Source organism: Alteromonas lipotrueae, assembly GCF_019249255.1.
Lineage (GTDB): Bacteria > Pseudomonadota > Gammaproteobacteria > Enterobacterales > Alteromonadaceae > Alteromonas > Alteromonas lipotrueae.
On the sequence record NZ_JAESDJ010000001.1, the window covers coordinates 119,752 to 142,018 of the forward strand.

Annotated in this window: 15 protein-coding genes; 6 read left to right on the top strand and 9 right to left on the bottom strand. The window is 44.4% G+C overall.

Annotated elements, in window-relative coordinates:
* Window positions 1–74 precede the first annotated feature (74 nt).
* Together KYS23_RS00480 and KYS23_RS00485 are read right to left on the bottom strand one after the other, a co-directional pair.
* The gene (locus tag KYS23_RS00480; RefSeq protein WP_218417883.1) at window positions 75–1,643 is read right to left on the bottom strand and encodes an AMP-binding protein; all 1,569 of its coding nucleotides are present in this window, start codon (window positions 1,641–1,643) and stop codon (window positions 75–77) included.
* Between the two features lie 200 nt (window positions 1,644–1,843).
* On the bottom strand, window positions 1,844–2,314 hold the full coding sequence (locus KYS23_RS00485) for a hypothetical protein (protein ID WP_218417884.1): 471 nt from the start codon (window positions 2,312–2,314) through the stop codon (window positions 1,844–1,846).
* 88 nt (window positions 2,315–2,402) lie between these two features.
* Between KYS23_RS00485 and KYS23_RS00490 the strand changes: the two genes are divergently transcribed.
* The 6 genes from KYS23_RS00490 (at window position 2,403) to lysC (ending at window position 12,919) form a co-directional block, all read left to right on the top strand.
* Complete coding sequence (locus tag KYS23_RS00490; RefSeq protein ID WP_218417885.1) at window positions 2,403–3,677, top strand: PQQ-dependent sugar dehydrogenase; 1,275 nt, start codon at window positions 2,403–2,405, stop codon at window positions 3,675–3,677.
* Between the two features lie 437 nt (window positions 3,678–4,114).
* Window positions 4,115–6,928 (top strand): bifunctional aconitate hydratase 2/2-methylisocitrate dehydratase, encoded by a 2,814-nt coding sequence (locus KYS23_RS00495; RefSeq protein WP_159528766.1) that lies wholly within the window; start codon window positions 4,115–4,117, stop codon window positions 6,926–6,928.
* Between the two features lie 191 nt (window positions 6,929–7,119).
* Window positions 7,120–8,040 carry a DNA ligase gene (locus KYS23_RS00500; protein ID WP_159528768.1) on the top strand — a complete coding sequence of 307 codons (921 nt, stop codon included), beginning with the start codon at window positions 7,120–7,122 and terminating at the stop codon, window positions 8,038–8,040.
* A gap of 309 nt (window positions 8,041–8,349) precedes the next feature.
* A complete protein-coding gene (gene acnB, locus KYS23_RS00505) occupies window positions 8,350–10,962 on the top strand; it encodes a bifunctional aconitate hydratase 2/2-methylisocitrate dehydratase (protein WP_218417886.1) in 2,613 nt (870 codons plus the stop codon).
* A 70-nt stretch (window positions 10,963–11,032) separates the two neighbouring features.
* The gene (locus tag KYS23_RS00510) at window positions 11,033–11,482 is read left to right on the top strand and encodes a DUF192 domain-containing protein (protein WP_013785400.1); all 450 of its coding nucleotides are present in this window, start codon (window positions 11,033–11,035) and stop codon (window positions 11,480–11,482) included.
* Between the two features lie 72 nt (window positions 11,483–11,554).
* Window positions 11,555–12,919, top strand: a complete 1,365-nt coding sequence (gene lysC / locus KYS23_RS00515; RefSeq protein WP_218417887.1) for a lysine-sensitive aspartokinase 3 — start codon at window positions 11,555–11,557, stop codon at window positions 12,917–12,919.
* 99 nt (window positions 12,920–13,018) lie between these two features.
* On the opposite strand, the gene KYS23_RS00520 is transcribed toward lysC, so the two are convergent.
* The 7 genes from KYS23_RS00520 to KYS23_RS00550 form a co-directional block, all read right to left on the bottom strand.
* A complete protein-coding gene (locus tag KYS23_RS00520) occupies window positions 13,019–15,043 on the bottom strand; it encodes a HAMP domain-containing methyl-accepting chemotaxis protein (RefSeq protein ID WP_159528776.1) in 2,025 nt (674 codons plus the stop codon).
* Between the two features lie 226 nt (window positions 15,044–15,269).
* Window positions 15,270–16,085 carry a symmetrical bis(5'-nucleosyl)-tetraphosphatase gene (locus tag KYS23_RS00525; RefSeq protein WP_218417888.1) on the bottom strand — a complete coding sequence of 272 codons (816 nt, stop codon included), beginning with the start codon at window positions 16,083–16,085 and terminating at the stop codon, window positions 15,270–15,272.
* 12 nt (window positions 16,086–16,097) lie between these two features.
* Window positions 16,098–16,472: a Co2+/Mg2+ efflux protein ApaG gene (gene apaG, locus KYS23_RS00530; RefSeq protein WP_013785396.1), complete on the bottom strand. Its 375-nt coding sequence runs from the start codon at window positions 16,470–16,472 to the stop codon at window positions 16,098–16,100.
* 9 nt (window positions 16,473–16,481) lie between these two features.
* Window positions 16,482–17,309, bottom strand: coding sequence for a 16S rRNA (adenine(1518)-N(6)/adenine(1519)-N(6))-dimethyltransferase RsmA (rsmA, locus tag KYS23_RS00535; protein WP_218396233.1), 828 nt, complete (start codon window positions 17,307–17,309; stop codon window positions 16,482–16,484).
* Complete coding sequence (pdxA, locus tag KYS23_RS00540) at window positions 17,306–18,289, bottom strand: 4-hydroxythreonine-4-phosphate dehydrogenase PdxA (protein ID WP_013785394.1); 984 nt, start codon at window positions 18,287–18,289, stop codon at window positions 17,306–17,308. The genes rsmA and pdxA overlap by 4 nt, the downstream gene beginning before the upstream one ends.
* A 15-nt stretch (window positions 18,290–18,304) precedes the next feature.
* Window positions 18,305–19,591: a peptidylprolyl isomerase SurA gene (gene surA / locus KYS23_RS00545; RefSeq protein ID WP_269748487.1), complete on the bottom strand. Its 1,287-nt coding sequence runs from the start codon at window positions 19,589–19,591 to the stop codon at window positions 18,305–18,307.
* Window positions 19,592–19,645: 54 nt separating this feature from the next.
* Window positions 19,646–21,880, bottom strand: coding sequence for an LPS-assembly protein LptD (locus KYS23_RS00550; RefSeq protein ID WP_218396231.1), 2,235 nt, complete (start codon window positions 21,878–21,880; stop codon window positions 19,646–19,648).
* Window positions 21,881–22,267 lie beyond the last annotated feature (387 nt).

Below are 22,267 nucleotides of genomic sequence, written 5' to 3' on the forward strand. Positions count from 1 at the left end.
AAACAAATCAGGTTATTCTTTGGTAGCAATAACCTGATTTTATTCATATTAACGGCAATTATCGCCAAGACAATTTAGGCTGAACGAAGCTCTCTACGCAGAATTTTCCCAACGGTAGATTTAGGAAGTTCTTCTAAAACGGTAAGTTCCTTAGGGACTTTATAGTTGGTTAAACTTTCTTTGCAAAAGGCAATGATGTCATCGTTACTCACTGGCTTGCTGACGGTGATGAACGCGCATACTCGCTCACCCGACTTATCATCTGGCTTGCCAACAACAGCGGCTTCCATGACGTCTGGGTGAGCGGTGAGTACATCTTCTACTTCATTGGGGTAAACGTTAAAGCCAGAAACAATAATCATGTCTTTCAAACGGTCGACAATTTTAAGTGCCCCTGATTCAACCCAAACCCCGATGTCACCGGTTTTAAAAAAGCCATCTTTGGTCATGACTTTTGCGGTCTCATCGTCTCTGTTCCAATAGCCAAGCATCACTTGCGGCCCACGAACCGCAATTTGCCCTGACTCGCCTTCGCCTATTGGGTTATCGTAGCTATCTAGTAAAGCGACTTCAGTATCTTGCAGTGGTTTACCAACGGTTCCAATTTCTTCTTTGCCAGGAAGGTTGAAAGAAACCACTGGCGCGGTTTCTGATAATCCGTAACCTTCAGTAATCGTATTACCCGTTACTTGTTTCCATATAGACACCGCCCCTTGGGTAAGCGCCGTACCACCAGACATGGTCAAATGTAGTTTTGAAAAGTCGAGTTTGGCAAATTCTGGGTGACGACCCAAACCAACGAATAAGGTATTAATACCTGCAAACGCCGTAATTTTGTGCGGTTTTAAGGTTTGAATAAAACCGTCTATATCACGAGGGTTGGGAATAAGCACAATATGACTGCCCTTCGCGAACAGCGCCATCATACAAACGGTAAAAGCATAAATGTGATACAACGGAAGGGGGCAAACAACCACTTCCTCACCTTCTTTGAAAAAGCCGCCTAGGTGATCGAGCATTTGAACGCTGTTGCTCATCACGTTTTTATGGCTAAGGGCTGCGCCTTTAGACACACCAGTAGTGCCTCCCGTATATTGCAACATGGCAAGGGCTTCAAACTCTGTTTTGGGTCTGACTACACCAGGCAAATCTGCACCAGCTTTCATCGCATCGGTTAATGACACTGTGCCCGCTATAGCCGGAGCCGTAGCAGCATCTAATAATTCAGTCGCTGAAGTAGCAACAACGGTTTTAATTTGAGTTTCATTTTTAATGGCATCAAACTTAGGCAGTAAATCACTTAAGATCACTAACGCTGTCGCGCCGCTATCCGTAAATTGATGCTTCATTTCCCGCTCGGTGTAAAGCGGGTTAGTGTTAACAACAATCAAGCCTGCGCGCAGGGCAGCATAAACGGCAATAGGGTTTTGGATTAAGTTAGGCAGCTGGATAGCTATTCTATCGCCAGCTTCTAGCTTGGCTTCATGAGCGAAGTAGCGCGCTAAGGCAGCTGATTTTTCGTCTATCTCTTTGAAGGTAAGGGTTTGACCTAATGCGGTATACGCAGGCTTGTCAGCATGCTTAGTAAGAACGGCTTCAATATTGTCGGCCAGGCAAGTAACGTTTTCTGGGTACGTTAACATAATGCTTTATCCTGAATGAGAGGTTTCAATGAAAGATGACTGTGCGGATACAGTAACAAATGTTCATTTTTATTTACATACCTATTACATTATAGCTAAATATTCACCTAAGTGATGATTGCCGGCGACTTGAATAGCATTGAATAGGTTCAGAAGGCATTGACTTGAGCGTGGCATTAGCGCTTGGGAGTACGGAACTGTTAGCTATTTGATAGTGGGCGCGATGTAATAGTTACTCGTAGTAAGCCATAAATGAAGCCGCCTATTAACCCTGCGAAACATTGAAGTAAAAAACCATCGAACCCACGAGCACCCGCAATCAGCGTAACGTTGAGAATAGGCTGCATGGCAAGTAACGAAACGGCGATGCTACTTGCACCGGCTATGCTCGTTAATGCAATAAAGCGAGGTTTTGTAACCTTCTGCTTCATGGCGTATTTACGAATAATAGTGACAACATTGAACGCAAGTAACAGTGCGATAGCGATAATAATGCCATAAGTGGGTAGCAAGCCTATTGCATCCTTCCATGCGGTAGATAGCCACTCAGAGGGGGTAATTACTACCCCAAGGTTCGACAGTGCATTTAATACTTGGAACGTGTGTAAACTGCTAGCCAACAGAAAGGTTACAAACCAGGCAGGAACAAAACTTTTGATAAAAGACCACATAACCGCTCTTTACGTTATTTTAAGGTGCTATAACAATCAAAATACTATTGCATGCTAAGCTAGCTTAATAAATAGGGGGAAGGAAATTATGTTTAGCCAAAGCGGGTTGGAAATGCCTGGTAGTATAAAAAACCAAGCACCACGACCTACTCGAAATCTAACCTTAATAATGCTCACGTGCTTGAATTTATTATCAACATTCTGTGTGTCAGCAAATACGTCTGGTAAAGGTGCTCTTGAGGTACAAACTTCTGACGCAGCAATAACCACGGTAATTGCCGATGAACTGCATTATCCCAAAGCACTTTTGCAATTGCCCAATAGTCATTGGTTAGTAGCCGAACGAGACGGCACGATTGTCACCGTGCCCTCTATTATGATTAGTTCAGACAAGCCTGCTCTATTCCAACAAACCCGCTTGGCAAAAGCATCGGCACGAAACTCCTTGCCTCAACAGGTATTGCCACTTCCACAGCTTTATCAAAAAGGGCAGGGCGGGCTACTGCACATGGCGCTTTCTCCCGATTTTAGCACCTCGAAAGTCATTCTCTTTTCCTACTCGAAGGGCACTGACAAAGCGAATCGTTTGGCCGTGATGCGGGGTGTTTTGGCCGATGATGGGCAAATTAAAGCGTTAACACCCGTATTGGAAATAAAAGACAGCAAGGCTACACCAGTGCATTTTGGTGGCAAGCTTGTCGCCATGAAAGATGGCACTTGGTTGGTGACCACAGGTGACGGTTTCGATTATCGGGAGCAGGCCCAAGTATTAAGTTCACAGTTAGGGAAAGTGCTTCGTTTTACTGTAGATGGAAAGCCCGCCTCAAATGTTCCGTTTAACAATGCGCGGTTTGTTTACACCTTAGGGCACAGGAACCCACAAGGGTTAGTGAAATTGCAAAATGGTGATGTCTACCTGCATGAGCACGGCCCGGATGGCGGTGATGAGCTAAACAAGCTCAAGCCTGGAATGAACTATGGTTGGCCGGTGGTCACGCTAGGTAAAGATTATTCGGGGGCAACGATTTCCCCGTTTAATCACTATGAGGGCATGGTGGATCCACTCGTGGATTGGTCGCCATCTATAGCGCCATCGTCTATGGCGGTATACAACCACAATGCTTTCCCCACACTCTCTAATCACTTGCTTGTTTCTGCCTTAAAAGCGAAGGCACTTTACGCGGTAGACTTATCAAGCCAACCCTTTCAGTATCGAAGAGTTTTTTCTACAATAAATCAACGGGTTCGCGATGTGGCAGTGGGGCAAGATGGCGGTGTTTATGCGCTGACTGATGGGGAAAGTGCTGAGCTAATACAGTTACTATCACCTGAGTCGTTTGCCACTGTAACAGGCTCAAATTAAGTGCATTCAAGCCAAGAACTAGAAAATATTGTAAATTTACAACATTATTGTTTATTATTTCATCTGGTTCGACCATAAATACGAAAAATACCTAAGATAAGTCGTACTTTGTATAGCTTGCTTTTAATATTGCCTCAAAATGCAGTATAGAATGAGCTTAATGCTAGACGTTTTTTCTAACTCAATGATAATTAGTGATTATTTTTTATTTTAATAAATTGGTTTTTATCTGCCTAATAAGCAAAATATAAATATGCAGAAGTTAATGAAAAGTGTAAATGGGGCTTTGCGCCATTCTGCCATTTTCTAATGATTACCTGATGCGTAAAAATCAGTTAAAATAACCACTATAATTTCATGCGTATAGCTAAGACCGACGTATAATTAACCCCTGCGTATAAAAAATACCTACGTATAACCAAGACCGAGAGAATTATATGAGTTTGTATTCAGAATACATGGCCGAAATCGAGACCCGTAAAGCGGAACTTGGTTTACACCCTAAGCCTATCGACAGTGCCGATTTGCTGTCAGAAATTATTGCTCAAATTAAAGATACGAATAACGAGCACCGTGAAGATTCTCTTAACTTCTTCATCTACAACACACTGCCAGGTACAACAAGTGCGGCAGGTGTAAAAGCTGCATTCCTTAAAGAAATCGTACTAGGTGAGTCAGTTGTTGCTGAAATCACACCTGAGTTTGCGTTAGAACTGCTTTCACACATGAAAGGTGGCCCGTCTGTTGAAGTGCTTCTAGATTTGGCACTTTCAGACAATGAAGCGGTCGCTAAGACAGCTGCTGAAGTAGTAAAAACACAGGTTTACTTATACGAGGCTGATACAGAGCGTTTAGAAGCGTCGTACAACGCAGGTAATGTGATAGCAAAAGACATTCTTGAGAGCTACGCAAAAGCAGAGTTCTTTACTAAATTGCCTGACGTACCAGAAAAAATTGATGTAGTAACTTATATTGCTGCAGAAGGTGATATCTCTACTGATTTACTTTCTCCTGGTAACCAAGCTCACTCTCGTGCAGATCGCGAGCTACACGGTCAGTGTATGATCACGCCTGAAGCACAGCAAGAAATTGTTGAGCTAGGTAAAAAGCACCCTAACGCTAAAGTAATGCTTATTGCTGAAAAAGGCACCATGGGCGTAGGTTCTTCGCGCATGTCTGGTGTGAATAACGTTGCACTTTGGGCCGGTGAGGCAGCAAGCCCTTACATTCCATTTGTGAACAAAGCGCCAGTGGTTGCAGGTACTAACGGTATCGCACCTATCTTCTTAACGACCGTAGACGTTACTGGCGGTATTGGTTTAGACCTTAAAAACTGGGTTAAAAAGACGGATGCCAACGGTGAAGTGGTTCGCGATGCTAACGGCGACCCAGTGTTAGAAGAAGCATATTCTGTTGCTACAGGCACCGTGCTTACCATCGACACTAAAGCGAAGAAACTGTTTAACGGCTCAGAAGAACTTGCAGATATATCAAGCGCTTTCACTCCGCAAAAAATGGAGTTTATGAAAGCGGGTGGTTCTTACGCGGTAACGTTTGGTAAGCAGTTACAAACTTTTGCTGCAAAAGTGTTAGGTACAGACGTACCTGAAGTTTATGCACGTTCGAAAGAAGTATCTGTAGCGAACCAAGGTCTAACAGCTGTTGAAAAAATCTTTAACCGCAATGCGGTAGGCGTTAAGTCTGAGACTCCGCTTCACGCTGGCTCAGACGTTCGCGTTAAAGTAAACATTGTAGGCTCACAAGATACAACCGGCCCGATGACATGCCAAGAGCTAGAGTCGATGGCAGCATCAACTATTTCTCCGCTTGTTGACGGTGCATACCAGTCGGGCTGTCACACAGCGTCGGTATGGGATAAGAAAGCCCAAGCTAATATTCCTAAGCTTATGTCTTTCATGAATAACTTTGGCGTAATCACGGCACGTGACCCTAAAGGGGTTTACCATGCAATGACTGACGTTATTCACAAAGTACTGAACGATATTACCGTTGACGATCGCGCTATTATCATTGGTGGTGACTCACATACTCGTATGTCTAAAGGCGTCGCGTTCGGTGCTGACTCGGGTACGGTAGCGGTAGCGCTTGCGACAGGTGAAGCGGCGATGCCAATTCCAGAGTCGGTGAAAGTGACCTTTAAAGGCCACATGAAGAGCCACATGGACTTCCGTGACGTTGTTCATGCTACTCAAGCTCAAATGCTGAAGCAATTTGGCGGTGAGAATGTGTTCCAAGGTCGTGTTATTGAAGTGCAAATCGGTACTTTGCTTGCTGACCAAGCGTTTACCTTTACCGACTGGACAGCAGAAATGAAGGCGAAAGCCTCAATCTGTATTTCTAACGACGAGACTATGATCAAGTCGCTAGAAGTGGCGAAGAGCCGCATTCAGATAATGATCGACAAGGGCATGGAAAACGATGCCAACATGCTTCAAGGTTTGATTGACCTTGCTGATAAGCGTATTGCTGAAATCGAGTCTGGCGAAGAGCCAGCGCTTGCACCAGATGACAGCGCAAAATACTACGCAGAAGTGGTTGTTGATTTAGACCAAATCGACGAGCCAATGATAGCTGACCCAGACGTAAATAACGATGACGTTTCTAAGCGTTATACCCATGACGTTATTCGTCCAGTTTCTTTCTACGACGGCAAAACCGTTGATTTAGCCTTTGTTGGTTCTTGTATGGTTCACAAAGGTGACATGCAGATTATCGCTCAAATGCTTCGTAATTTAGAAAAGCAAAATGGCAGCGTGTCGTTTAACGTACCACTTGTTGTTGCACCACCAACATACAACATTGTTGATGAACTAAAAGCGGAAGGCGATTGGGACATTCTTACTAAGTACGCAGGTTTCGAGTTTAACGACGACAAGCCAAAAGAATCTGCGCGTACCAAGTACGACAACATCATGTACCTAGAGCGTCCAGGATGTAACCTTTGTATGGGTAACCAAGAAAAAGCAGAACCTGGTGATACCGTAATTGCTACCTCTACGCGCTTGTTCCAAGGTCGTGTTGTTGCCGATTCTAACGAGAAGAAAGGTGAGTCACTTCTTGGTTCAACACCATTAGTAGTGCTGTCTGCTGTGCTAGGTCGCTTCCCTACTATGGAAGAGTACAAAGCTGCGGTTGAGGGTATTAACCTTACTGACTTCGCGCCGCCTGCAGAAGACTTAAGCGTTAAAGCTAAGTTCGAGCCAAGCGTTGCTGTTAAAACAGTTAGCTAAAACGCCATTTAACCTTACGTTAAATAGCAATTAGCATATAGAGCCTCAACCTCGGTTGGGGCTTTTTTATATCTCTATTCCCACCTGTATTTCCGCCTGTATTCTAAGCCTTCATGTAAACCCGCCCTAAGCCCAGTTTACTCAGGGAGTGATAAGCGTAAGCTTTTTTGTTTTTTAACAAGAATGCCAAAATGAATATTAAACATGTTATCTCACTGGCGCTACTCGCGATAAGCTTGCCTCCAGTTTCATTTGCCACTCCCGTTGCCACCCCTGTCACTCACGCAATGCCTAATCTCATTAAACGCGTGCCCGAGCAGGGTGTAACGCCTATTCAAACGGCAACGACCTACAAGGCAAATGACTACATCAATATTGCTGAGTATTTCGTTAGCGAAAAGTTAGATGGGGTGCGTGCCCGGTGGACGGGCACGCAGCTTCTTACCCGAAACGGTAATAAAATTCACGCACCTGAGTGGTTTACCAAGAACTGGCCTGATGTAGCCCTTGATGGAGAGTTATGGACTCAGCGAAGCAGTTTTGAAGCTATCGCTTCTATTGTACTTAGTCATACGCCTGATGAACGCTGGAGGACGGTGAAGATGATGCTGTTTGATATGCCCGTCAGTCATGTCCCGTTTGCCACACGCTTGTCTACGATGGAGGCACTGGTAAAGCAAGCAAATAGCAATAGTTTAACTATGATCCCGCAGTTTACACTGAGCAATCAGCGGCTTCTTGAAGCGAAAATAGATGAGGTAACCGCAAAGGGCGGTGAAGGCCTAATGCTACATCATAAAGCGGCCTTTTATCAGGACGGGCGTAGTAATCAGTTATTAAAAGCGAAACGGTTTAACGATGCTGAAGCCAAAGTGATTGGCTATGTAAAAGGGAAGGGGAAGTTCGCCGGCATGATGGGCTCGCTTATTGTAGAAACGCCCGAGGGTGTACAATTTAAAATCGGCACGGGGTTTAGTATGAAACAGCGCCGATATCCGCCACCAAAGAACAGTTGGATCACCTACAAATACTTTGGCGTAACAAAGAAGGGGATCCCCCGATTTGCAAGCTTTAGGCATGTACGCCCAGACAAAGACCTTCCCGATTTATAAGATAATATGCCTCTGTGGTTTTAAACCTAGGTTGCTTTTAACGAATATTGCCGCCATACCGTTAATGATGGGAATAATGACATTCAACAAGTTTGATTAGTTTTAGGGTTTTATTTATGGTTTTTTAATAGCTTTAATCGTTCAATATTAAGTGCGCTGAATGGCGACTATAAACGAATAAAAAGCCTCAAAAATTTAATTTAGGCAGGTTAATCGTTATACTTATGAAGTATTTTTAATCAGACCTTGCGTCAAGACCGTACAAGACCGTTATTCCCATTGCGCAAGCTAAACCAAGAGGAAGACATCGTGTTACAAGACTATCGCAAACACGTAGAAGAACGTGCTGTTGAAGGGATCCCTCCTAAGCCGCTAAATGCTGAACAGGTAGCAGGCTTGGTTGAGTTAATTAAAAATCCACCAGAAGGCGAAGCAGACAACCTATTAGAATTGTTGTCTGAACGCGTCCCTCCGGGCGTAGATGAGGCCGCTTACGTTAAAGCTGGCTTCTTAAGTGCTATCGTTAAAGGCGAGGACAGCTGCTCGTTAATTTCAAAAGAAAAGGCCATTGAGCTTCTAGGCAACATGCATGGTGGCTACAACATCGTGACATTAGTTGAGCTTCTCGACGATGAGGGCCTAGCGCCACTAGCGGCTAAAGAACTTAAGCACACGTTGCTTATGTTTGACGCCTACCATGATGTTGAAGAAAAACACAAAGCCGGAAATGAATTTGCCACTGACATTATTAAGTCGTGGGCAGAAGGTGAGTGGTTTACCTCGCGTAAATTAATGGACGATAAAATCACTTACTCTGTATTTAAAGTAACCGGTGAAACCAATACCGACGACTTGTCTCCCGCCCCAGATGCGTGGTCGCGCCCAGACATTCCTCTTCACGCCTTAGCCGCTTATAAGATGACCCGTGATGGCTTAGAGCCAGAAGAGCATGGTGTTAAAGGCCCAATGAAGCAAATCGAAGATGTAAAAAACCAAGGTTATCCCGTTGCCTTTGTAGGAGATGTGGTAGGAACCGGCTCTTCACGTAAATCGGCCACCAACTCAGTGCTGTGGTTCTTTGGTGAAGATTTACCTGGCGTGCCAAATAAGCGCGGCGGCGGTGTATGTATTGGCAGCAAAGTAGCACCCATTTTCTTCAATACTATGGAAGATGCCGGGGCCTTGGTATTTGAAGCCGATGTAGAAAAAATGAATATGGGCGATGTTATCGACATCTACCCGTTTGAAGGCAAAATTACCAATCACGAAACTGGCGAAGTTTTAGCTGAATACGACTATAAATCTAAAGTCATTTTAGATGAAGTACGCGCTGGTGGTCGAATCAACCTTATTATTGGCCGCGCGCTCACTGAAAAAGCACGAGAAACATTAGGTTTAGGCGCAACAGATTTGTTCCGCACGCCAGAACAACCTGCCGATACCGGTAAGGGCTACACTCTTGCCCAGAAGATGGTAGGTAAAGCATGTGGCGTAGAAGGCATTCGCCCCGGCACCTATTGCGAACCTAAGATGACCACTGTTGGTTCGCAAGATACTACAGGCCCTATGACGCGAGATGAGCTAAAAGACTTAGCCTGTCTTGGTTTCACTGCCGACTTAACCATGCAGTCGTTTTGTCATACCGCGGCATACCCTAAGCCTGTTGATATTGAAACTCAGCATACCTTGCCAGACTTCATGATGAACCGAGGCGGAGTATCCCTTCGCCCCGGCGACGGCATTATTCACAGCTGGTTAAACCGCATGTTGTTGCCAGACACAGTAGGTACCGGTGGCGATTCACACACCCGTTTCCCATTGGGCATTTCATTCCCTGCAGGGTCTGGCTTAGTGGCTTTTGCTGCAGCAACCGGTGTGATGCCCCTTGATATGCCTGAATCCATTTTGGTTCGTTTTAAAGGCGAAATGCAGCCGGGCATTACCCTGCGTGATTTAGTACACGCCATTCCGTTATACGGTATTAAGCAAGGCTTACTTACCGTAGAGAAGAAAGGAAAAATTAATGCGTTCTCTGGTCGCGTACTTGAAATTGAAGGGCTGGAACACCTAACGGTAGAGCAAGCATTTGAATTATCTGATGCATCGGCAGAGCGTTCTGCGGCGGGCTGCAGTATTAACCTTTCAGAAGAGTCTATTGCTGAATACCTGAACTCAAACATCACTATGCTTCGTTGGATGATTAACGAAGGTTACGGTGACCCACGTACGCTTGAACGCCGTGCTCAGAAGATGGAAGAGTGGTTGGCCAACCCTGAACTTATGCGCGCCGATGCAGATGCTGAGTACAAAGAAATTATCGAGATAGACCTTAGCGATATTAAGGAGCCTATCGTTTGTTGCCCTAACGATCCTGATGATGCGAAAACCTTATCAGAAGTAGCTGGTGAGAACGTAGATGAGGTCTTTATTGGTTCATGTATGACAAACATTGGTCACTTTAGAGCGGCCGGTAAGTTACTTGAGCAGTTCAATAAAACCCTACCTACCCGTTTGTGGATGTCGCCACCCACGAAAATGGACAAGGCTCAGTTGATGGAAGAAGGCTACTACAACATTTATGGGCGAGTGGGCGTGCGTACAGAAATGCCCGGGTGTTCATTGTGTATGGGTAACCAAGCCCGTGTAGATGCGGGCACCACAGTACTGTCTACATCTACTCGTAACTTTCCTAACCGTTTAGGTGACGGGGCGAATGTGTACCTTACGTCGGCTGAATTAGCGGCGGTAGGTGCTATCGTTGGCCGTATTCCCACGGCAGAAGAATACATGGAATATGCGAGCAAAATTAACTCCATGTCGTCTGAAGTATTCCGTTACTTAAACTTCGATAAAATGCCAAGTTTCAAGAAGGCAGAGGAAGAGGCAAAGGCCAATATCATTCCAACGTTGAATGTTGCCTGATTTAGTGTATAAACTACAAAGCCGGGCGCCGTAAGTGTCCGGCTTTTTTTATGGGTAAAAGGAATGTCTAATGGCTAAAACTACTGTCATCGCAATCGCGCTTTTTGTGCTTCTAGGGTATGGCGCTTTAAATGCCAGCGCGCAAATGGAACCTAGCGTAAAGTTTGATCAAGTTACTTTAACGATTGATGGAAAACTTTACCAAATGGAATACGCGCATTCTTTTGAACAACGTGCTCAAGGGTTAATGTTCAGAGAATCACTGTGTGATGACTGTGGAATGTTTTTTAAGTTTGCATCGCCGCGATACGCCAGTATGTGGATGAAGAATACAAATGTTGCTTTAGATGTCGCCTATATCGACAGAAATGGCGTAATTACAGATATAAAACCTCTAGAGCCTCACGACCTAACGTCAGTGCAGGCAACTAAAGAGGTACTCTACGCGCTAGAAATGAACCAAGGGTGGTTCGCTTCACATGACATTCGTGTGGGTGACCAGATAGAAATTAATCGTTAAACCGGTGCGAATAATTAATTCGCCGGTCGGTATCGAGCAGTATGCTCGGTAAAAGAAATTCGGAGTAAAATCGTGGCAAATGCTTTAACCATCGCCAAGTTCGGCGGAACCAGTGTTGCGAACTATGAAGTGATGCAAAACTGTGCGCGAATTGTTGCCTCAAACAGTGCGACCCGTATCGTGGTAGTCAGCGCATCAGCAGGGGTGACAAACCACCTGGTGAATTTAGCGCACAGCCCACTTACCCAAGAGCAAATAGAATCTACTTGCCAATCTATTGTTGATATTGAACTTGCCATTCTCAACAAGCTTGCAGATAAGAGCTCGGTTGAAAGCAAGCTAAATGATTTGCTAGATGAAATGAAATCGCTAGCTTCTCACGAAGAGATTTTACATAGAAACGATTTAAAAGATCAGTTGCTTTCTATGGGTGAGCGCATGTCGTCATTGATGTTCAGTGCAGTCTTAGCCGAACAAAAAGTAGCTGAACAAAATGTGACTACCATGAACTTCGATGTACGCAAAGTTTTGCGCACCGACAGTGAATTTGGTGAAGCAGTACCACAGATAAACACTATTGAAGCCCTGGCAAAGCAATTACTGGCCCCTGAAATTGAAAATGCCATTGTGGTTACACAAGGGTTTGTGGGCGCCGATGATGAAGGTCGCACTACTACATTGGGGCGTGGCGGTTCTGACTTTACGGCTGCGCTTATTGCTGAAGCCTTAGATGCCGATGCCTGTGAAATATGGACCGATGTGATAGGGGTTTATACCACCGACCCACGTATTACTGCTGCGGCTCGCCCATTGCCAGAGCTTAGTTTTGAGGAAGCGGCTGAGATGGCGACCTTTGGTGCTAAGGTACTGCATCCTGCCACCATGGAACCAGCCCTTCGTAAAAACATTAAAGTGTTTGTAGGTTCAAGTAAAGAGCCAGAAAAAGGCGGTACTTGGATTGTTCGAGATTGCGTGGAAGAGCCACCTTATCGTGCCATTACTCGCCGTAAAGACCAAGTTATGGTAACAGTGAAAACACCTAAGATGATGTACGCACAGGGCTTCCTACAGCAGGTTTTTGCCATTATTGCTAAGCACAAGCTAAGTGTGGACTTGGTGACTACATCAGAAATCTCGGTGTCGTTTACCTTAGACAATCCTGCCAATTCAGTGGCACAGCGCTTAAATAAAGAAACCATTGCAGAACTTGAAACTATCTGTGATGTGAAAGTAGAGAACGGTTACGACTTAGTCACGGTGGTGGGTAACCACATGCAAACCGCAATTGGGGTGTCTAGCAAGATTTTTGCTGCGGTATCTGACTTTAACTTACGCATGATTTGTTTCGGTGCTAACCCGCACAACCTTTCATTCCTAGTGAATGAAACAGACAGCGATAAAATAGTGAAGGATTTACATAAAGCGCTCTTTGAGTAGCGTGTTATGTGTTTTTCATATACAAAAAAGGGAAGGTGTTAACCTTCCCTTTTTCATTTAACGTAGAGTATTCAATGACACTAAATACCCAATGTGGTGTTATACCTTAAACTGACGGATAGATTGCTGTAGTTCTTCAGCAAGCCTTGCCACTTCGTGGCTAGAGTCAGAGGTTTGCTGAGCACCCGACGTAGTTTCTTCAGCAATATTAACGATAGTTTCAAGCTTCTCGCTAATTTCTTGAGACACGGTATTTTGCTCACGTGCTGATTGTTCAATTTGAGAACTTACGTCGTGGGCTTTATGTACAGCTTCAGAAATAATATCAAGCGCCTGAGTCGCTTTTTCCGTTTGCTCGACACACGCTACGGTCTGCTCTTTACCTTGATTCATTACCGATACCGCGCGTTCAGCACCCGCTTGAAGCACCTCAATCATAGCGTTAATTTCTTGCGTAGACTGTTGCGTACGGCTCGCTAGCGTACGTACTTCATCAGCAACTACCGCAAAGCCTCTACCTTGCTCACCCGCACGTGCAGCTTCAATGGCCGCATTCAAGGCTAGAAGGTTAGTTTGGTCGGCCACGCCGCGGATAACATCAAGAATGCCACCGATGCTGGCGCTGTCTTGATGAAGTTTGTTAATAACATCTGCTGCGTCTTGTACGTCTTTTGCAAGAATTTCGATAATACGTTTATTCTCAAGCGAGATTTGACGTACATTTTCAGCTTCTGCGTCAGCATGGCGAATTTGACTCAGTGTATCTTCAGCGTTTTGCACTACCAATTGCGAGGTAGAATGCATTTCTGTAGTGGCCGTTGCCACTTGACCAATTTGTGACTTTTGATCTTGAATTGAATGCGTGGTTTGCGCGGTAACGGCTGAGGTTTGTTCTGATGCCGCGGCAAGTTGCTCTGCACGGGTATTAATTCCTGAAATCAGCTCTTTGAGGTTGCCAATTAGGTTATTACAGTTTTTAGCTAATAAGCCAAACTCATCTTGAGCAGAATCGTCTAGGCGATGTGTTAAGTCTCCAGATGATGCCACGGTAAGTAATTCGTTCACGCGGTAAAGCGGGCGAGTAATCGCGCGTACTGTTATGTAACCAATAATGATAGCTATCGCGATAGAGAGAATAACCACTGCACTAATAATAATATTACCTGTAGTGATAGCGCTGTTAACTTGGTTTTCGATGTCTTTTGCTTTGGCATCTGCAAGGGCGAGAAGCTGCTCAAGTTCCACAATACCGTTCGCAATATTTTTATCTGACGCATTCAGCGCACTTTCAGAATCATTTCTGCGCTCTAGTCTTTCTACATGCAGCGCCATAACGCCGTCACTGGCTTTAATAGCGTTTAGGGCATCGTTTACCAATTCATTAATATCGCTAAGGGTACCAGATTGATCTCGCTGTCCAGCTGCTTGGCCCATATCACTAAGCAAAGTAGCAACCTTGTCTACCACCAAGTCAACTTCGTTACCTAGGGTTTGTGAGCGTACGATAGTTTCGGTCTTTACGTATTCATATGAAACGGTAAGTAGAGAGAGTAGTGAGGTTTCTAGTTGACTACCAATGTCGGCTGCGCGTCTAAGGTTAGGATCGCTTTGCACTGTATCTAGGTCAGAGAAGTCTAGTAAGTAAGTAGATGCATCGTCAGCGTTATCTTCAGCGTCACCTAGTCGATCGTCAATGGTGTTGCGAATGTCCATAAATTTTTGGTGATTCAGATAAACCGCTTCAACATTCTTTATGTAATTGTCATAGGAGGCACGAATGCTATTCAATTTACGTTGAAGTTCTGGTTCGTCGGCAACTGCACTGGCAAGCTTTTTATATTCAGCTTCGAACATATCTCGGCTTTTATTGAATGCTGTGCGCTTTTCTTGAAGACCCGATAAATCCTCTTCAATATAGGCTTCGAACGTCAATCTACCCATGTTTAGGAAGTTCGCTTTTAGGGCGTTACTACCCGCTACTGTAGGAAGCGCTATGTCATTTACCTCTTCGGTTGCTGAACCGATGGAATTGAGGTTGAACAACGAAACAACGCTAATGACAATCAGTAGACAAGTAATTGCTACAAAACCGCCGATTACGCGAGTGGCTACTGTAATCTTCATTGAAACTCCTAGACTATTTTTTATTTTTTTGCGTGACGATACTACCCCGCACTACGTCCAAAATACACCCCAATGCCCTAGAGGAAGGTATTAAAATGTATAACATGAACGGTAATGGGATTATAGACTAACGTATATAACCAAAGTATCGGCAGGTAAGCCATTAAGTTAACAAGTAAAGCACAAGAATATGCGATTTAGTAGTCTGCTGCATCAATTAAGCAAATTACGCATGTACTCTGATGAGTTTACCTGTATTGATATCCAGCATGGTCATTTCTTGACCCCAAACATACCCGGTATCTAGCGCGACAAAACGATTATCTTGCGTCTCGCTGTTTAGTGCAGCCCAATGACCGAAAAGAACCTGTTCTTGCGCCTGGAGGTGAGCATTGTCTATCTTGAACCAAGGCGTAACCGATTTCGAAGCTTGAGCAGGGTGGGTTTTGGTCTCAAACTCTAAACTAGTATCTGCGTTTAGAAAGCGCATTCTAGTGCATGCGTTCACAATAAAGCGGGTTCGTGGTACACCTTCAAGTTTATCAGACCACGTGACCGGTGTGTTGCCGTACATGTTTTTTAAAAAGTCAGTATAGTGCTTCGCTTGTAACTGTTTGCTAACTTCATCGCTTAAGCTGACGAGGGTGTCTGTACTCCAATGTGGGTAGAGACCGGCATGTACGATGGTATGGTTAACATTAATTTTTTTAGCTAAGGGAAATTGACGAAGCCAATCGAGTAGTGCTTTTAAGTCGGGAGCATTAAGTAAAGGCTCAAGGTTATCAGCTTTCTTAGGTTTGCGAATGTTGTTCGCTACCGCCAGCAAGTGAAGGTCGTGATTTCCTAGCACTGTCTCGAAACTGCTACCTAAGCTTTTTAGAAACCTTAAGGTGCTTAACGAGTCTTCGCCTCTGGCAACTAGGTCGCCAACGGCGAAGAGTTTATCTTTATCCGCAGAGAATTCGGCTTTCTCCAGCAGTTGCTGTAGCCCGCGATAACAGCCTTGAATATCACCCACGACGAAGGTGTTGCGATAAGTCATAAATCTCAAAAATCAGTGAAGAATGTTGGGAACCGCTAAACGGAATACTTCAATCGGAACTCGAAAACGTTCCCCGTTTTCACGCTCCATTTCGTAATAGCCTTGCATATTACCTACAGGGGTATCAAGTACAGCCCCACTGGTATAGTCAAAATCTTCGCCTGGTTTTAATATAGGCTGTTTTCCAACAACACCTGAGCCGCTCACCTCTGATGTTTTACCGTTAGCATCGGTAATTTGCCAGTAACGATTAATAAGTTGAACCGTTTCTTGGCTGTCATTCACAATGGTCACGTGATAAGCGAACGCAAATTGTGGCGAATCAGAGGGGAGGTGCTCGGGCAGGTGACGGGTTTTCACCCGCACCTTAATTTCAGACTCATTCATAAGCTAACTTTAATTTTCTTGTGCTTCTTCTAACGCTGATACTGCATTCGCTAATGTGGCGAAATCCTGCAAGGATAGTACTTCAGCCCTTACGGTTGGGTTTATACCCAGCGCGCTGATTTGTGCTTCAGTAAGACTTTCTTTCAGCGAATTTCGTATTGTTTTGCGACGTTGATTGAACGCCTGTGCGCATACTCGCTCAAGGGTAGCCACTGATACCACATCCACTGGCGGTGTTTTATGTGGGATTAGACGTACTACCGCAGAATCAACTTTTGGGGGTGGCTTAAAGGCACCTGGTGGTACATTGAGTACCGGCATAACTTTACAATAATATTGCGCCATTACCGATAATCGACCATAGCTTTTAGAGCCATGCCCTGCGGCTAAACGGTTCACCACTTCTTTTTGTAGCATGAAGTGCATGTCATCTACGCACGCTGCGTGAGAGAACAGGTGAAACATAAGCGGTGTTGAAATGTTATACGGTAAGTTACCAAAAACGCGCAACCCTTTATCTTTCACGTGCATAGTTTTAGCCAGCTCAGTGAAATCCATGGTCATCGCGTCTTGTTCAATAACAGTTAGCTTATCGCCGTTAAACGGATGTTCTCGTAAACGCTTAGCCAAATCTCGGTCAAGCTCGATAACGGTAAGTGCTTCAACTTCATCGCAAACTGGATCGGTGAGCGCGCCTAATCCGGGGCCTATTTCAACCAAGTTTTGTTCGTGTTGCGGATTAATGGCCGACACGATTTGTCCAATCACATAATCGTCGTGTAGGAAGTTTTGTCCGAAGCGTTTTCTGGCCGTGTGGCCTAAATGTGTTTTACTCATTGTTGATGATGTGCAAGCTCAATGGCTTTTTCCAATGCTTTTCTGAAACTGCCAGGATCGGCATTACCATGGCCTGCTAAATCGAGTGCAGTACCGTGATCGACGGATGTTCTTATAAATGGGAGGCCAAGGGTAATGTTAACCGAAGCACCAAACCCTTTATATTTTAGCACGGGAAGGCCTTGGTCGTGGTACATCGCTAGCACAACGTCTGCATCTTCCAGATATTTAGGCTGAAATATAGTATCGGCAGGAAGTGGCCCGGTAATATTTAGCCCTTCTTCACGTAACTCGTTTAGCGCCGGAATAATGGTTTGAATTTCTTCTGTGCCAATATGTCCATCTTCACCTGCATGGGGGTTAAGCCCACACACGTAAATATGCGGATTGCGAACACCAAATTTTAGTTTAAAGTCGGTGTTAATAATATGGAGCACTTTGTGAAGGCGTTCTTTAGTAATGGCGCGAGACACATATTCTAAAGGAATATGAGTAGTTGCTAGTGCGACATTTAAGCCTTCTGTTGCCAACAACATGACAACATCAATCGTATTGGACTGATAAGCAAAAAACTCGGTATGGCCACTAAAAGATACGCCAGCTTTATTGATAATGCCCTTGTGCACCGGCCCGGTGACTACCGCATGAAAGTCACCTTCCATGTTTGCTTGGCATGCTTGTCGAAGGGTTTCTACTACGTATAAACCGTTCTCGCTATCTAGGGTTCCGGCAACCACATCGGCGGCTTTATCTATTTGCTTAATAAACAGCGAACCCGCGGGCTGAACCTGCGGGTTTGATGCATCATAAGGAAGCAATGTAAGCGGTAAACCAAGTGCTTTCGCTCTGGTCTCTAATATTTCGCCATCGGCGAATACTACTAACTGAGCCTGCCATGATTCTTGAGCCAGCTTTATTATTAAGTCTGGCCCAATACCGGCGGGCTCACCTGGTGTTACTGCAATTTTTATCGGTGTCATTTATGCTTCTATATATTACTCGATAACTTCAATGTAGGCAGCGTCGCGCATTTCACGTAACCAGTTTTCCGTTTCTTCTGCAAACTTTCTATTGAAAATAAGCTGATACGCTTTGTCTTCTTTGCGGCGCTCTGTTGCGTCGTCTACACGTCTATCGATTAATTGGATTAAGTGCCAACCGTGTACTGAACGTACTGGGTCGCTGTATTCACCGGCTGATAATTGCGCAAGGGCGTCTTTAAAAGCTGGTACGTAGTTGTTTGGATCTGACCAACCAAGTTCGCCGCCTTTAAGGGCTGAACCTGGATCTTCTGAATGTTCTTTAGCGAGCTCTTCAAATTCAACTTCACCCGCTTCAAGTTGAGTTCTGAACTTAACTAGCATCGCTTTTGCTTTGTCTTCACTAAGTATGATTGAAGGCTTAACGAGAATATGACGAGAGTTAACCTCTTCAATAGTGACTTTTTCAATGCCTCGAGTATCTAATACTTTCAAGATATGAAAACCAGCACCACTTCGGATAGGGCCGACTAGCTCGTCTTTTGCTTTACCCTGAATCGCTTCAGCAAACAAGGTAGGCATAGCGTTAATGTTCAGCCAACCCATGTCACCACCTTCTAACGCTTCGTTACCTGATGATGATGCGATAGCTATTTTAGCAAAATCTGACCCAGAATTTAATAGAGAAAGTACTTTGTCTGCTCGCTCTCTTGCTGCATTGATTTGGTCGTCAGAAGGATCAGATGGGAAACCAACAAGAATGTGGCCTAGACGGTATTCTTCTTGTTCTGCACCTTGTTGTTCCATGAGTTCAATAAGGGTTTCTCTTTCTTGATCGGTAATATAAATACGGCGACGAACATTCGCGCGACGCACTTCACCCATCACGATTTCTTCGCGTATATCTTCACGGTAATCTTCATAAGCGATGCCTTCTAAACGCAATTGTCTGCGTAATTCATCGACCGTGGTATTTTGGTTTGCAGCAATATTTGCAATGGTTTGTTCAAGCTGTGGGTCGCTTATTTGTATACCCATTCTTTGTGCCATCTGCAACTGAAGACTCTTGGTGATCAAACGCTCAATGGCTTGAGTACGCAGTGCGCGGTCAGAAGGAAGGTCTTGCCCATTTGCCTCTGCGTTACGTTTAACGTCATTCATCAGTGCATCTACTTCACTTTGAAGTACAACACCCTGATCGACAATAACCGCTACGCGGTCAAGCATTACTTCTTGCGCGTAGCTGCTAAACGACAACACTGCACTGACTAACAAGGCCCGGATTATGAACTTCATACTCACTCTTTTATTATTGGTTAATGCTTAACGTAGGGCTACTCCCTACGCTACAACGGATTAATTTAAACTATATGGCTGACGATAGCCAAACATGCCATCTTGTAACATGCTTCTTTGTGTACCAGACGTACCGATACCTTTGAATATAAATTGTAATGACACACCAGTATCGAAATCGTCGGTAGATTGCTCTCCCGATGAATCGTAGCGGTTACTTAAACTTCTTTCTGCCACTAATCGTATTGCCCAGCAGCAGGATTCATACTGGATACCTGCATAAGTCTCAATACTGCGGTCGCGCTCAATGTCACGGTAAGTTCGACCCACCCATTGCCAGTTTTCAGCAATCGGCCAACTCGCCGATATTCCCACTTGGTCAATGGTTTCACCACTTAAATCACGAACATATCGATGACTTAACTGAATAAATCGCTTTGCATCTTGTCGATATTCTAAGCCAACACTGCTTAAGTCAACTTTGTCGGTGTCGGTGGTCACTTGAATATCAGAATGGGCGTACCAGTTTTTGTTAAACCGCCAGTCCATCTCAGCGGCTAGCGCCGAACGGTCTTGATTTTTAGTCGCGGCAATGACCTTGTTATCTTCAAGGTAGAATATCTGACCCAAGCTAAGTACAAATTGTTCCCTATTGTTTTTATCCAATATTCGGCTGGTTATGCCGAGGGTAACTTGGTTGTTATCTGAAATTCTATCCAATCCGGTAAATTCTTGTCCTCTGAATAACCCTTCAACGTCGGTTAACAGAGGCGTTGAATCATACAGCCCAATCGCTGTTTGGTCTTCATACGAGGTGTAAAGATACTGAATTTTAGGTTCTAACGTCATGGCGGTATCTTTACCAAACCATGAAGAATCTTTTTCGAAATACAGCGCCCCGAATAGGCGAGCTTGACCTAAAGTACGCTCTACATTTTCTTCTAAGTCAGTATCTTGAATATTTTCTTGTTTATAGACAGTTTGCAACACGGTGGTTTCAGCAACAAATTCACCCCATGCAGCACGAATAGGCATAGCAAGGGTAGGGGCTACATGAAAGCGGGTTGCTGTTGGTGCGGTTTCGGAAGTGTTATCAAAATACGCTAGTTCAGAGTTCACACTAAATTCGAAATAGCGACCAAAAGGCGTGCGATAATCAATCTTAACTTCTGGTAACGCACGGTAACTATCGGCGGTATCACCCAATATTTCGAAGTCTTTTATTTGCATATTTACCGTTAAATCACGGGTGTAATAACCCAGGCTTACGGTACGGTAAAGGTGTGTATCTGCGCTGTTATAATAATCAGAGCCTAAATCGACAATATAGTTATCATCGCTTAATCCGTTGAAGTCTACTCCCAACACCCAATTTTCATTAAGTTGCCCTTGGTGCTGTAAACGGTAGAAGTATCGATCGGGTGAGCCGTCAATATCACTGTCACTTGGCAAGTACTCGACGTAAGCCGTTCCTTCACTTTTTTCAGTTAGGTAACGAAACTCTGTATTTAGCTGAACACCACGCTGGGTCATCACCCGAGGCGAAATGGTCATGTCAAAATTAGGGGCTATATTCCAATAGAACGGCTGAGTGTAATCAATACCTGCATTGCTAGAGCTTGTTATCTCTGGAAACAATAAGCCCGTTTGACGTTCATTACTTACAGGGAATGCAAAATAGGGAAGGTAGAAAACAGGAACATCCGCAATATAGAACCGAGTATGTTTCGCTTTACCCCATGCTGTGCCTTTTTCAATACTGATCTCACTTGCCCGAATCATCCAATCTTCATGGCCTTCAGGGCAGGTAGTAAAACTCACTTCCTGTAAAATAATACCTTCATTGGTATCAACCAATATGTCTTCGGCAGCACCTTGTCCAACAAACCCGGTCAATTGATAACGGGTATTTTGCATTTCTAAGCGTTCTTCTTTTGAACGAAGCGACACCGCATCACTTTCTACGCTTAACTGTGCATCGCGAAAATGCACATCGCCTTTTGCCAGTACGTCTTCACCATTGCCATTGACTTGTGCTTGAGACGCACTAATGATGGCGCTATCAGACGTAATATCAACATTACCTGAAAACAGTGCCACTTTATTTTCGATGATTTCAGTTCGGTTGGCTTCCACCTTTACATGCCCCTTAGGCATAAGTGCAGAGCTTTTAAAGACAATGGGCTCCACCGAGCAAAAGGCTAGCGGTGAGACTGATTCTGGATTAGCTTCCTGTGCAAACGCGACGTGAGTAGACAAAGTCGCGGAAACAAGCATGGCGCAGGTCTTTTTCATGCGGTGGTGAATGGCCTGTTTTGTTATTCGTTGCTTACACTATAATGATGTGACCTTAAGGCGCACATATAGTTCTGCATAGAGTTAATAATACGCCAACCTAGTAGCGTTGGCAGTTAACGCAATGTAATTCGCCGTCAATTCTAAGCACTTCTGTTGTATTTACCAACCATTGGATTAAAAAAATCGTATTTCTCTTTATCTAAATAGTGATTTACCGCATATTTACTGACTTATTGGATAAAAAAATACTCAATTAATGAAGTGAATAGACGAGTTTTTAGCTTGAAAAGCGTCAAGCTATACCTACTTCTAATGATGACGTTATTTTTATAGCCTTATAGGGCTTGCAGATCATAGTGCTTAAACAACGATTTCAGGCGTTGG